General features: G+C 39.8%; 13 protein-coding genes. 8 read left to right on the plus strand and 5 right to left on the minus strand.

The annotated features are described in order from the left end of the window. Positions 1-7 precede the first annotated feature (7 nt). Together rhaB and IGJ19_RS02015 are read right to left on the minus strand one after the other, a co-directional pair. Positions 8-1,456, minus strand: a complete 1,449-nt coding sequence (rhaB, locus tag IGJ19_RS02010; RefSeq protein WP_430604344.1) for a rhamnulokinase — start codon at positions 1,454-1,456, stop codon at positions 8-10. 40 nt (positions 1,457-1,496) lie between these two features. Continuing rightward, positions 1,497-2,675 (minus strand): MFS transporter, encoded by a 1,179-nt coding sequence (locus IGJ19_RS02015; protein ID WP_115357215.1) that lies wholly within the window; start codon positions 2,673-2,675, stop codon positions 1,497-1,499. Between the two features lie 122 nt (positions 2,676-2,797). On the opposite strand from IGJ19_RS02015, the gene IGJ19_RS02020 reads away from it, so the two are divergent. Next, on the plus strand, positions 2,798-3,778 hold the full coding sequence (locus IGJ19_RS02020) for an AraC family transcriptional regulator (protein ID WP_074800472.1): 981 nt from the start codon (positions 2,798-2,800) through the stop codon (positions 3,776-3,778). Positions 3,779-4,009: 231 nt separating this feature from the next. Here IGJ19_RS02020 and IGJ19_RS02025 read toward each other — a convergent pair whose 3' ends face one another. Next, positions 4,010-4,387 (minus strand): DUF1093 domain-containing protein, encoded by a 378-nt coding sequence (locus IGJ19_RS02025; RefSeq protein ID WP_074800469.1) that lies wholly within the window; start codon positions 4,385-4,387, stop codon positions 4,010-4,012. A 415-nt stretch (positions 4,388-4,802) separates the two neighbouring features. On the opposite strand from IGJ19_RS02025, the gene IGJ19_RS02030 reads away from it, so the two are divergent. The 3 genes from IGJ19_RS02030 (at position 4,803) to IGJ19_RS02040 (ending at position 8,138) form a co-directional block, all read left to right on the plus strand. Beyond that, positions 4,803-6,722, plus strand: a complete 1,920-nt coding sequence (locus tag IGJ19_RS02030) for an endonuclease MutS2 (protein WP_430604345.1) — start codon at positions 4,803-4,805, stop codon at positions 6,720-6,722. Positions 6,723-6,841: 119 nt separating this feature from the next. Then, the gene (locus IGJ19_RS02035) at positions 6,842-7,393 is read left to right on the plus strand and encodes a CDP-alcohol phosphatidyltransferase family protein (RefSeq protein ID WP_019723866.1); all 552 of its coding nucleotides are present in this window, start codon (positions 6,842-6,844) and stop codon (positions 7,391-7,393) included. Between the two features lie 373 nt (positions 7,394-7,766). Then, entirely contained in the window at positions 7,767-8,138 is a 372-nt protein-coding gene (locus IGJ19_RS02040; protein ID WP_074800460.1) for a DUF7006 family protein, read from the plus strand. A 266-nt stretch (positions 8,139-8,404) separates the two neighbouring features. On the opposite strand, the gene IGJ19_RS02045 is transcribed toward IGJ19_RS02040, so the two are convergent. Beyond that, the gene (locus IGJ19_RS02045; protein ID WP_074800555.1) at positions 8,405-9,352 is read right to left on the minus strand and encodes a LacI family DNA-binding transcriptional regulator; all 948 of its coding nucleotides are present in this window, start codon (positions 9,350-9,352) and stop codon (positions 8,405-8,407) included. A 74-nt stretch (positions 9,353-9,426) separates the two neighbouring features. On the opposite strand from IGJ19_RS02045, the gene IGJ19_RS02050 reads away from it, so the two are divergent. After that, positions 9,427-10,242 (plus strand): Cof-type HAD-IIB family hydrolase, encoded by an 816-nt coding sequence (locus IGJ19_RS02050; RefSeq protein WP_430604346.1) that lies wholly within the window; start codon positions 9,427-9,429, stop codon positions 10,240-10,242. Between the two features lie 197 nt (positions 10,243-10,439). Here IGJ19_RS02050 and IGJ19_RS02055 read toward each other — a convergent pair whose 3' ends face one another. After that, complete coding sequence (locus IGJ19_RS02055) at positions 10,440-10,700, minus strand: metal-sensitive transcriptional regulator (protein WP_010736403.1); 261 nt, start codon at positions 10,698-10,700, stop codon at positions 10,440-10,442. Positions 10,701-10,866: 166 nt separating this feature from the next. On the opposite strand from IGJ19_RS02055, the gene IGJ19_RS02060 reads away from it, so the two are divergent. From IGJ19_RS02060 to IGJ19_RS02070, 3 genes are all read left to right on the plus strand, one after another. Continuing rightward, a complete protein-coding gene (locus IGJ19_RS02060; RefSeq protein WP_430604347.1) occupies positions 10,867-11,184 on the plus strand; it encodes a rhodanese-like domain-containing protein in 318 nt (105 codons plus the stop codon). A 3-nt stretch (positions 11,185-11,187) separates the two neighbouring features. After that, positions 11,188-12,843: an FAD-dependent oxidoreductase gene (locus tag IGJ19_RS02065; RefSeq protein WP_430604348.1), complete on the plus strand. Its 1,656-nt coding sequence runs from the start codon at positions 11,188-11,190 to the stop codon at positions 12,841-12,843. A 239-nt stretch (positions 12,844-13,082) separates the two neighbouring features. Further along, positions 13,083-13,865 (plus strand): LPXTG cell wall anchor domain-containing protein, encoded by a 783-nt coding sequence (locus tag IGJ19_RS02070; RefSeq protein WP_430604349.1) that lies wholly within the window; start codon positions 13,083-13,085, stop codon positions 13,863-13,865. Positions 13,866-13,868: the final 3 nt, after the last annotated feature.

Here is a 13,868-nt window from a genome sequence, read left to right on the forward strand (position 1 = left end):
TCTCCTTTTATATTAAAAATTCTTTGTATCTAGCAAGTGCTTGTGTCATTTCCTCGGTATGTCGAGGGTGAAAAGTGGCTAATGAAACGGAATCTCTGATTGCTTCACGCGCCAGTTGCAACGTACCGTAGCCATTCGTCGCAATCATTTGGACCATTAGATTACCAATAGCGGTCGCTTCATCTGGTCCTGCTTCGACTTCGATATTGCAAATATCGGCTGTCAGCTGATTAAGGAAGGTATTGTTTGAACCCCCACCGACGATGTGTAAATGATGAAATTCTTTTCCGGTGATCCGTGCTAAGTTCTCTAGTTCGACAGCGTAGCATAGAGCTAAATTGTCATAGATACAGCGAGCCAGCTGACCAGGGGTTTGAGGGATAGATTGGTTTGTTTCTTTACAATAATCTTGTAATTCTTGAATCATATTTTTGGGATTCAAGAAACGTGGGTCGTTGACATTGATCAGTTGTTGGAAAGGCGCTTCTTGTGAGGCCATTTCTGCCAATTCAGCAAAACTGTAGGCACCCTCTTGCAAACGAGCAACTTCTTGGATCAACCACATCCCCATGATATTTTTTAAGAAGCGAATGGTTCCTTGAACGCCCCATTCATTTGTAAAATTAGCATCAAAAGCTTCTTTTGTAGAAATCCCTTCAGGAATCTCCACGCCCATCAATGACCAAGTGCCAGAACTGATGTATGCCCAATCTTTGCCAGTCGCGGGTGTGCCGACGACTGCTGAAGCAGTGTCGTGAGAAGCAATCGTGATGAAGGTTGCTTTTGGCAGATCATAGGTCGGGAATTGGGCAGTTTGTAATTCGCCTAGAATCTGTCCGGGTTCGGTGATTCGTGGAAAAAGGGTAGCGTCGATGCCTAGAACAGCTAAAATATCAGGGTCCCATTTCCGAGTTTCTAAGTTCAGAAGCTGCATAGTAGATGCATTAGTCTTTTCAGTGACTGCTTCTCCAGTGAAGAGGTAACCGAGTAGATCAGGCATCAATAATAAGCGATGGGCATTTGCTAAAGTTTCTTTTTTTTCAGCAAGTAATTGAAACACCGTGTTGAAAGGTTGCAGTTGGATACCTGTTTTTTGGTAAAGTTCATCTAGTGGCATGCTTTGTTCAAATTGTGAGATGGCATCTTTCGTGCGTTCATCACGATAGCTCGTCGGGGCGTCGATCAAATGACCATCAGCATCAAGCAAGCCATAATCGACACCCCACGTATCGATGCCGACATAACATTCTGTGATGCCTTGTTGCTTTGCTTTTTCCAAACCTTTTAAGATTTCAGTGACTAGATGTGTGAGCGGCCACTTTGCGACACCAGCGATTTTTTCAAACCCATTTTTGAAGCGATGGACTTCCTGTAAGTCAAAACGGCCTAATTCATTAAGATTGGCATGAATCAAACGACCACTTGAAGCGCCAATGTCGATAGCAAGATAATTCATCAAAATTCCTCCAATTTGTTTTTGCTTGAATCAATGAAAACTAGACTTCATTTGGGAGTGGCTTCTTTTTAAGAGTAAGGAGAAGAAAAAGAATACCTAAAACGGTCATCAAAATGCAGCCATTGATAAAAATATTTTGTAAAGCATCAGAACCGATACCGAACCTTTCCAAAAGTTGATGTCCATAGGGTGAAACAAAGTTACCGATATTTGCTAGAACGAGAATAAAGGAAGTGGTACTTGCTTTTGCTGCCTGCGGAACTGAACGAGTAGCATCATTGAAGATGTAAGGAACGAACAGAGCAAAGGCGATACCGTTCAGTGCAGCCCCTATACCGATCATAAATAAATGATTGGCTGTCAAGATGAGGAACAAGCTTGCTGCCATGATGAAAAAAGAAATAGGCAACGTCCAGCGTTTCAATCCTTTGTAAATCAACCCGAATAAGAAACCAGCAACCATGTTAGCAATCTGCATAAAAGAAAGAAGCGTTCCGGCATCTGATTCTGTTCCTAGATTTTCAGTCACGATGAAAGTCGAAAGCTTGACGACAACGATCATGTAGAAAATGCAGAGAAAGAAAATCAAAATGCCATACATGACAGTGGTAGGACGGAGTGTCCCTTTTGTTGATACTTCTTTTTTAGAAGTGGTATTCTCTTTTTTCTTGGGTGGTTCAGGGACAAAAGCCATAAATAAGAAGATGATTGGAATGGTGATCAAGTAAACTAAAAATGCTTTTTGCCAGCCAAAAGTGAGGAGACGTCCGGCAGTGAAGGTCATGACTGCAGCCCCTAAACCTTGAAAGGCGGATTGAAAGCCAATCAATGTGGCTGCTTCTTCACCTTCAAAAAATTCGCTGATCATACTAACTGCCAAAGAATTGAAGAGACCAAAGCCGGCGCCTAATGCGGCGCGGGAGATCATCAGCAAATAGAAATTGGCGGTGAAGACGGGTAACACGCCAGCAACTCCAGCCAGCAATAATCCAAGTAAGACAGTTTTTTTCTGTCCGATGGTTTTTGCGATCAAACTGCTCAAAGCAATGAAGATAACGACAGTCAGTTGAGGGATGGTCATCAGTAGCTCGACGGATGAAGCGGATTGATCATTGAAGTAGCCTAACATCATCGGTAAAGCGGATGCAATAGCAGTATTTGACGTTAAAACTAAAGAAATGGATAACAGCGACAGTTTCATCAACCAAGTCTTTCTCATAGCTTGTTCCTCCAGATGAAGATGTATTTGTTGCACTCATCATATCTTGTAACCCTTTTCACAACAATGTCAGTATGTTACTATATTGGTGTCAAATTTACATATCAAGGGGGAGTAAAGCCATGAATCCGTTTGTACAAAAGATCTTTCTGCCGTATACACCCGAAGAGTTAGAACAGCGAAAGACGGGGCAATGGATCAAGGAATTTGAAGGAGAAAACTTAGACGAACAAGACCAGCAATTCAAATTAGACGATCACCATCTTTTTCAAGAAAATAATATTTTGATTCGCCAACATCGCCGCTTCGCTCATTATCCACTACATTCCCACCATTTTTTAGAATTCAATTATATGTATTGCGGTACTTCAGAACAGATCGTCAACGGTCTGCCAATCACTTTGAAAGAAGGACAATTATTACTTTTAGATACAAATAGTCGCCATGAATTAATGCCTTTGGGTGAAAAAGATATTTTGTTGAATTTCTTATTCAAAACAAATGATATCAACATCAATCTTCTGAAAAAAATCGATAATCGCAGTGGGGGATTGACCTATAATTTTTTAATGAATGCCATTTTAGAACCCGGTTATAATGAAACACATCTTTTGTTACACTTAGCAAAAGAACCAGAGATCCAAGTCACGTTGGATCAGATGATCCTCGAATACTTTTCAAAAAAACATCTAGGGAATGAAATCATGAACGCTTTTTCACAAGTATTATTTTTACAGCTTTCTAGAGTCTATCACTCACAATTAGCAAAAATATACAAAAAAGATGGACAAAGCAACTTGATGATCAAAATTCTGCAACGGATCGAAAGTGATTATCGAACATTGAACCTAAAAACATTGGCAGATGAGTTAGGGTATAATCCGAATTATCTATCTAATTTAATCAAGCAGCAGACAGGGAAATCCTTCAAACAATTGATTACGAACCAACGATTACATGAAGCACATGATTTGATTTTATCTACTCGCTTTTCGATCGAGGAGATTGCAACCAGTGTAGGGTTTTCCAATAAGACCCATTTTTATAAAAAGTATCGAGAATACTTTGGGGATACGCCGATCGCCGTTCGCAAACGACGCTGAAATAGTTATTTATACATACAAAGCCAACTGCGAAGAGGCCGGGGCTGAATCATTTTTCCTCGAGAAATAAGGCCCATCCACGAAAATTGTTTTTCAAATTTTTGTGGATGGCGCCTTATTTTCCGAAGAGATTCCTTCTGTTCTCGCCGATTATTTGGTTTTGGGTGGTACGAGAGGATTAAGGTCCCGCTCTTAGATTGCGTTTAACTTTTTTCATTTGCTAGAAGCTACTTATTTCAACTTAGTTAAAACATCTTCTGGAACTTGGTTTTCATCGATCGCCGTGGGTCCAGAGGTCACTCGTTTTTGACTTACTTCTGCTTTGACATAACTATTTGGTTCGAATGGCGTTGGATTTTCTGAGGAGATCGTGTAACCTAACTGGATCGTTTTGCCATCTTTAGTCACAAAGTTCAAGTCATAGTCATACGACTTCAACCCCCGAACTTTTTCACCGCTGCCATCCAGTGTATCAGTCAATGGTGGCACTGCTTCTGGTACTTTTGCATAAGCTACTTGACTTTTGTAGGTCTGATCGTAATATTCATACCCTTTGTAGCCACCAAACAATAACAGTAAAAGAGCAATAGCTCCAACCAATTTTTTCATCTTATCCATCCTTTTCTATTTACTTGATTATCAAGATTATCGCCGATTTACTCATCGTTTGAAAATCGAAAAACGTGACAATTTTGAAATGTTGTGCAAAAGAGCACAATTCAGGTGGTTTAGTATTCGTTTGACATTCTGGCAACCGCTTGCTATAGTAAAAAGGAAAAATAAATAAAACCTAGATGAACGAGGTATTTTGATGAGTGTAGTAGGTATCTAATCGAGTAAGTTGAATAACCAATAAAGCAGTAGGCTTATTTGGTGTGCTTATAGATGGTACCTGTCTGAAACATTTCTTGTAATCAAATCAAGGGGAGGACATGTCTTATTTTAGCTGTGTCCTGCCCTTTTATTCTATTTTAGGTCTTTATTTATTTTGGGGACAGGTATCTCTTCAAGAAAAGGAGAGAATATGAATCATACAATCAAACAATTACAATTTGAACAAATCAGAAAAGAAGTGATTGCCCGAGCAATCGGAGATCATACGAAAGAACGTCTGGCAGAAATGTCGATCCCGACAAATCTTCAGACCGTAGAAACAAGACAAACAGAAACGAAAGAAGCCCGTACGATTTTAGAAAGTAGCCAGCACGTGCCCTTTATGGGGCTGACAAGAATTGTGGCATTAACTGACCAAGTGAAAAAAGGCTTGATCTTAACCCCCGCTGAATTGATGGAATACGCCGATTTTTTAAGAAGCAGTCGAATGATCACTCGCTTCTTTGAAAAAAACCAATATCAAACGCCATTACTGTATGCGTACAGTAAAAATCTACCGGATCTGCAAGCGGTGGAGGACTTAGTTTACGAACAAATCAAGAACCAACAAGTCGCAGATGAAGCATCGAAAAATCTGCGTAAAGTACGAAAACAAATCCAAACGGTAGAAAAAGAGATTCAAGATCGTTTGCTAAAATTCTTGCGACATCCTGGGAATAAAGAAATGATCCAAGAAGCGATGATCGTTCAAAAAGGGGAACACGCAACGATCCCGATCAAAGCGAGTTATAAAAATAAAGTAGCCGGAACGATCATTGAACAGTCGAATAAAGGTACGACGGTATTCATCGAACCAACAGCAGTCGCTAAAGCAAGCGCACAACATCAATTATTGAAAGCAGAGGAAATTGCTGAAGAATATCAGATTCTAGCAAGTTTGACTGGGGCATTAGCTGAAAATGAACAGGCAATCGATCAAATCATCGAAACGGTCACCGTTTTCGATATTATTTTCGCACGTGGGAAATACAGTAGAGAGATCAATGGCATCACACCTATCATCAATAAATCAGAACGCATCCATCTGAAACAAGCGAGACATCCACTGTTATCAGAAAAAGCTGTGCCCTTAGATTTTGATTTGGGTGCAGAATATCGTGGATTAGTGATCACAGGTGCAAATGCTGGTGGGAAAACAGTTGTTTTGAAAACAGTCGGATTGCTGACGTTGATGGCCATGTTTGGTCTGCAAGTACCAGCAAAAGATGGGACAGAGCTTGCCGTATTCGACGAAGTCTTTGTCGATGTCGGTGACCAACAAGATTTAGCGAATGCATTGAGTACTTTTTCTGGGCATATGCAAAATATCGCACAGATTTTGAATAAAGTGGGTAGAAATACCCTAGTTTTACTTGATGAGATCGGTAGTGGGACAGAACCAACAGAAGGGGCAGCTTTAGCAATTGCCATCATGTCTGCGATGTACGAAAAAGGGGCGTTGATGGTGGCGACGACCCATTATGGAGAAATCAAAGAGTTTGCGGAACGACATGAAGATTTCGTGCCAGCAGCGATGGCCTTTGACCGAGAAGCCTTACAACCAAAGTATCAATTACAGGTAGGAAAAACAGGGGAAAGCCAAGCATTGTGGATCGCTAAAAAAATGCAAATGTCAGAGGACTTGATCCAACAAGCTCAGCAGTATCTTTCTACGAAAGACTATTCAAGTGAAAAACGCTTATTCAAACAACAAGTGAAGAAGCAAGAGGTCAAGAATGAAGAAAAGGTTTTATTTTCAAAAGGGGACCGGGTATATGCCACCCAATACAAAAAAGAAGCATTAGTCTTTGAAGATACTGGAGAAGAGACGATCGTGATTTTTGTCGATAACCAAAAAGAAACCGTCCTTCGACAGCGTGTCCTTTTAAAAATGAGAGCAGAAGAACTTTATCCTGTAGGCTATGAGATCGATCATCTATTTACAGATTTTAAAACGAGAAAATGGGAAAGAGATATCGAACGCGGCTCAAAAAAAGCCCACAAAAAATTATTAAAAGAAACCCGTCAGCGTCAGGCTGCACGAAATGGAAACGCCGAAAAAAAAGAATAACAGATTCACAATGGCATACGAAGGATTGGAAGAGCTCGCAATAAAAACCGACAATTAATTGGTTCCACGTGGAAAGTACGGTAAAATAGATGAAATGACATTTTGGGAGTTGTTAAGTAATGAATGGAGCATCTGATTGGCGAAAAGAAATTCGCACGATTCCGAATCTACTATCGATTATAAGAATTCTTTTATTGCCTTTTTATTTGTATTTTATGAGTAAGCAAGCTTTCTATCTGGCTGGATCGATCATCCTCTTTTCAGGAGTCACAGACTTTTTAGATGGATACATCGCCCGAAGATTCAATCAGATCACCGAACTTGGAAAAGTTCTTGATCCAATCGGTGATAAGTTGACCCAATTGGTCTTGATCATCTCCATGGCATGGGAACGTCCGTATATCTGGCTCGTTTTAGCTTTATTTATTGTGAAAGAAGCATTTATGCTGATTGCTGGGATCGTTGCTTTGCGTAAACAGGTCAAATTAGATGGAGCAAAGTGGTATGGTAAATGGGCGACAGCTGTGATTTATGTAGGGATGATCCTGCTGTTACTTTTCCCGGCGATTCCTGAAGGATGGGTCATGGTGATATTTGCAATCATTACCTACAGTCTGGCTCAGTCCTTTGTTTTATATGCTTTGGAGTATCGTAAACTACTGAAGCGCTAGGTAGATTGGTGTATCTTATTGTTGTCACAGCGAATGAGAAGAGCACCGTTGCAATTTATGTGAAGAATTTATCGAAAATCAATCGAAGTCAAAACTGGCTGAGATTGATTTTTTTTAGTTTAAGATAGAAAAAGCGAACTTAATGCAAAAAAATAGCTGGTAATAGGCCAAAGCATAGACGTAGCAATGATTCAAGAGTAAATATTTCAAGGAGTTAGGCAATATGTGAAGTTGAAATTACACAGAGAAGACTATATGATTTTATTATAATCTATTCGAGAAGCAGGTAGTTCACAAAAAATAAGGTCGATTCAATCAGTCGCAAGTACATATTTTAGGTTTTACTATCAATCATCAGAAGGAGAGGTAATTTATGAATCTATCGAATATTCAATCTAGCGAAGAATACTTAAAACATTATAGAGAATTTATGGAAGACTGTTTTTCCATCAACTATCCACTTTTAGCTTCTTTTTACAAAGAACTTCATCATCGTTTTTTAGAGGTCGTCTCTCAAAAGGACGGACCAGTGTTTGAGCAATTACAAGAGCTGTTAGGGATCGATGCGCAGTTACAGATACTTTACGAAATGGCGGAATGTATCGAATCGTTGAAATTAGAAATGAATGAAGAGAAAATCATTGAAATGATCAAGAGAGATAGCTTCTCTTTTTATAGAGAACGGATTGGGTTAACGAAGAAAGATCCTATTCCACGCGGATTGATCTATCTGAGTGAAAAATAGCTAGTCAATTTTACAGCTATTTCTCTATCAAGGGAAAAGGTTCGACATAGTTTTTAATACATATGATCAGCGACTGTTTGTCTAGTAGAACATCTCTTTTGTCCTATTCTTGTGATAATTATCATGTATTCTAGTATGGATTAGATTTTAATATACAGAAAAGCTGTGACCTAAGTGTTCAGCTCTGAGAAATAAGCGTGAAACCCAGAAAATTCCTCTTGGAATTTTTGAGGTCTCACGCTTATTTCTGAAGGAGCTACTTCACATTATCGCCAAATAATTACTGGATCTTCTGCTTGCACGATCCTGTCACTCTGGGATAAGAGAAAATCTACTGCGGAGGCGCCGATTTTTTTAGGGGAGAAATCAATAGTCGAAAAGGCTAATATCTCACTATATGGTAGATTTCCTTCACCTATGACAGTGAAATCTTTTTTATGAATGAATCCTGCCTGTTTCATTCCTGAAATTACACCGGCTGCTGTATCATCGCCATTGACATAGATTACCTCTGGAATAGAGGCGTGAGTTGTGATCTCTATTGCGAACGCATAGCCATCTGCATAGGTTTCGATACCAGTGAAATAGTTTTTTCCTTCAATCGCCTTTCCAAAATACGTTTCATAAGCAGTTAATTTGTTTTTTGTGGTCTGGCTTTGTGAGGCACTGCGTTTAGTGGTAAAGATGACCCTGGAAATACCACGAGCATGCAGGGTAAGGAACAATTGATCATACGCTTTTTTTCGATCTGGATAAATCATGGCAAGGTCGTCATTGTCCATCTTTTCAGTTGAAACGATTTTTCCTTTGAAGCGAAGAGGTTCAAGTAGCTCATCATTTTTTGTTCGTGACGTTAGAATAAGACCGTCGATCATTTTTTGCTCTAGTAGTGTGTAATAGTGATTCTCCGTCTCCTTTTCATAATAAGTAGGGAGTAATAATACTTGATACCCTTTACTTTTTGCCTGATACAAGATACTGTCCACCAATTGATTATAACAAGAACTGTTGTTAGGCAAGGTAACACCTAAAGTATAGGTTTCTCCTTTACTCAATTTTACAGCATTGCCGTTCACCACATAGTTCGTCTCTTCAATAACGGATTGAACTTTTTTTCGTAAAGCATCGGACACGTAACGATCGTTATTTATCACTCTGGAAACGGTAGATTTGGATACTCCTGACATTTTTGCGATCTCTCGAATCGTAACGATGGGATTTTCCTCCTTTTCTCTTGACTTGGGACGCGTCCCAGTAGGTATACTTTCTTTTGAAAGGTGGTAATGGAATGACAATCAAAATGATCGCTGTAGATATGGATGGTACATTTTTGAATGATCAAAAGAAATACAATGAGGAACGCTTTAAGAAACTTTTTGACTTACTACAGGAAAAAGGAATAAAGTTTGTTGTAGCAAGTGGAAATCAATATTTCCAGTTGCGTTCATTCTTCCCTGATCTTTATAAAAGTATAGCATTCGTAGCAGAAAATGGGGCAAATATTTTAATTGGTGAAGACCATGTGTACAATGCAGAATTACGTCCTGAAAAAATCGTTCAGACATTAGATGTATTGGAAGAGTTAGCGCCCATGAACTTGATCTTATGTGGGAAACAGAGTGCCTATCTCTCTAATACGGTTTCTAAGGAGTTGTTTGAACGTGCAAGTTTTTATTACCCTAAGCTTGAAAAGGTAGAAGACCTGTATACGTTAGCTAAGGGAGAAGAAACGATTTTCAAGTTTGCTTTATCCTTCGATGAGCAAGAAGCGGTAGAAAAACTAACAGCCTTAAAAAATTCTTTAGGAGAGGGATTGATACCGGTCTCTAGTGGTCATGGAGATATCGATTTGATCATCCCTGGTGTTCACAAATTAAACGGGTTACGATTGTTAGGCAAAAAATGGGGGATCAGTGATGATGAGATTGCTACATTTGGCGATAGCGGGAATGACTTTGAAATGATCCAACAGATCAAGCACAGTTTTGCTATGGAAAATGGACAGCCCAAGATCAAAGAAGCAGCTTCGACGATTATAGGATCAAATAATACAGAGGCTGTACTCGATACGATCCAAGCAATTGTAGAAGGGGAATATACGTAACTTAGTGGTAGCAAATTACCGAAACATTGAGCTATAAGAAATAAGGCATCATCCACGAAAAATGTTTTTAAATTTTTGTGGATGACGCCTTATTTTTTTAGAGGTTACCTTTTGTTCCAGCCGTGGATTCGATTTTAGGTGGTGCAAGAGGGTTATTGTTCCAGACACTTGTGGTACTGATTTTTTAAGATCTGTGTTTATTTTTTGATGATCATATTGATGGCTTGTTCCATTTTTTTTGCTTGTTCCTCCACACTGTTTTCTGGATGCTCCAAGCAGTTTTTTAAATTTTCGGCAACGATCATCCCCATGACACGATCAATACTCGAACGAACAGCGCTTAATTGCGTAATGATATCCATGCACTCTTTTTCTTCGTCAATCATTTTTTGGATACCACGAATTTGTCCTTCTGTACGTCTCAAGCGATTTAGAATTGTTTTGTTGTCAATAGTCATCATAGAACCTCCCACTCTTTTTTTGCAAATAATACCCTATATAGGTATTATTTGCAAATGAAAACTGCAACTTTTTGAAATTAAAAGTTTTAATGGTTGACATAATCACATTTATCGTGTTGAATATACCCCAGTAGGTATATTTTTTCTAAAAAAAGAGGAGAGAATGAACATGGGATTATTTCAACTTAGTCAATCAATAACAGTAAAGGATTTGCAAGATAAATTAAAAGAAAACATCCAATTGATCGATGTTAGAACACCAGCTGAATACCGAGGCGGGCATATTAAGCAAGCGGAAAATATTCCTTTACACCGTATTAGTACGTATAATGGGGAGAAACAAGCACCAGTATACGTTATTTGTCAGTCAGGAATGCGTAGTAAGCAAGCAACGAAAGAATTAAAAAATCTTGGTTATCAGGCGATCAATATCCGTGGCGGGATGAATCAATGGTTTGGGGAAAAGATTGGAGGAAGATAAAAAATGAAATTTGTGATAATTGGCGGTGTTGCTGGAGGGATGTCTGCGGCCACTCGTTTAAGACGACTGCAAGAAGATGCAGAAATCATTGTTTTTGAAAAAGGGCCCAATGTTTCTTTTGCTAATTGTGGCCTCCCTTACTATCTTTCTGGTGAGATCGATGAAAGAGAAAAGCTCTTGATCCAAACACCTGAAAGTTTAGCTGCACGCTTTCGTTTGGACGTTCGAGTGGAGCATGAAGTCACAGCGATTTTTCCAGAAACAAAAGAAGTGGAAGTTTCTCATGGAGGGGAATCTCGCAAAGAAACGTATGATGCCCTTTTGCTTTCTCCAGGAGCTAAACCCTTTATACCTGAGATCACAGGCTTGTCTGAGGCAAAAAATGTATTTACTGTGAGAAATGTTCCAGATGTTGATGCTATCATGGAAAAATTAGAGGAACAACCTCGTAAAGCAGTAGTTATTGGCGCCGGTTTTATTGGGATCGAAGTAGCAGAAAATCTAAAAAAACGTGGATTGGATGTAACGATCGTCGAACGGACTCCGCAAGTCGTGCCGACGTTGGATGAAGAGATGGCTTCTTTTATACAAAAAGAATTAGAAAATAATGATGTTCAAGTTTTAACAAATTGTGCTGTTACTAGTTTTGAAGAACAAGGAAACATGCTTCGTCTAGAAAATGGCGAAATGTTAGAGTCAGATTTGACGATTCTTTCGGTGGGGGTCCAACCAGATAGTCGCTTAGCTGAGATGGCAGGTTTAACGTTGGGATTACGTGGCGGTATCGTTGTGGACGAGCATTATCAAACGAGTGATCCGGCGATCTTTGCAGTAGGAGATGCGATTGTCGTGAAACATCAAATCACGAAGGAACCTGCATTGATTTCTTTCGCTTCGCCTGCGAATCGACAAGGACGACAAGCTGCTGATAACATGGCTGGGCGGCCACGCCTGAATCAAGGCAGCCTTGGAACGGCTATTGTTCGAGCATTTGGTCAGACAGCTGCCTCCACAGGTATCACAGAACGACAAGCAAAAAAAGCAGGTTTATCTTTTCAAGTCCTCCATGCTTCAGGTAAAGATCATGCTGGCTATTACCCTGGTGCAACGGACTTGTTGTTGAAATTGATCTTCCATCCGGAAACTGGGGAAATCTATGGAGCTCAAGGAATCGGTCAAAAAGGAGTAGATAAACGAATCGATATTCTTGCGACAGCCATTAAAGGGCATTTGACAGTCTTCGACCTGCCAGAGTTAGAACTGACTTATGCACCGCCTTTTGGTTCAGCGAAAGATCCAGTAAATATGCTAGGTTATATTGCGATGAATGTCATCGAAGGATTGAGTGAGATGATACAGTGGCATGAATTGCCAGAAGAATTAGCACAAGGGAAACAATTGCTTGATGTTCGGAATAAGGAAGAATTGCAAAAAGGTTATTTCCCAAAAGCTAGCCATATCCCTTTATCTGAATTACGTCAACGATTGGACGAATTGGATAAAGAGCAAGAATATATCGTCAGTTGTCATAGTGGATTACGTAGCTACTTAGCAGAAAGAATCTTGAAACAAGCGGGATTCACTGTGAAAAATTTAGATGGCGCTTTTTCTTTGTACCAAGCCGTCAGACCAGATGAATTATGCTATCCTCAAGGGTAGAACTTGAGGATGTAACCGATTAGATTTGTAAGGGAAGTAGTAAGCTTGGATGATCGTTTTTCTATTTTTAGAACTTGGGGCGCTTTTTTAGGCTGTTTTTTGAAGGATAGGAGCTGACGAATGTCAAAACTCCAACCTTTCATCGATACAACTAGACAGAATACGTCAATTGTTTATAGGCGATTCCTCAGTTTTTTTCTATAATGAACAACTAGTGAAAATGAAAGGGGATGGCAGAGATGCACAAAATAAAAAAAGTACTTTTTGCTGCACTGATCGCCAGCAGTTTCTTTCTTTGTCAGACAGTCCGGGCAGATTCAAGTCAACCAGCATCAGAAACCAGTGAGTCACAGATCCAGGAGAGTCAGGAGCCACTAGAGTCGTCACATACACCTCTTAACGAAACTGATCCATCAGATTCGACTCGCTGGGAGAAGTTGGAGCAACAACGTAAAGAAGTGGAAGATACGTTGGAACAAGCGAAACAACAACTTATCGAAAAACAAAGGGAAATCGATCAAACAATGAACGATTTAGCAAATCAAGCAGCGAGTGATCGCGATGAGTTAGCTGAGAAAATAGCTGAAGAGCGAGAAAAAGCCGAATTAGCAAAACAAAAAATAGCATCTGCGACCCAACGGGCAACCGAAGTACAAACGGAATTGCAAGATTTAGCAACGTCTACTGTTGCGTCAGTGGATCAGACACAAGCGGATATTCAAGCAGCTCGTACGGAAATCCATGAAAAAGCAGCAGAAGCTCAAGCGGCAATGGCCGATTTCGAAGCAAGAAAAGCGGATTTGTCTGCTAGTATCCAACGAATCAAGGCGACCTTGCGTTCTGCTGGGGAACAGCCGGTAGAAGCGAAGACAGTTACTGAAACAGAAACAAAAGTAGTGGAAGAACAACCCGCGAAGACATTACCAAAAACGGGCGATCGTCGGTCAATTTATTTGTCGGTGATCGGTAGCTTGTGCTTGCTGGTTGTTTTTGTCGGTGCTGTGTATCAAAAAAGAGTTTGAGAA

The sequence above is a fragment of the Enterococcus sp. DIV1368b genome, assembly GCF_050529595.1.
In the GTDB taxonomy this organism is placed as follows: Bacteria; Bacillota; Bacilli; order Lactobacillales; family Enterococcaceae; genus Enterococcus_B; species Enterococcus_B mundtii.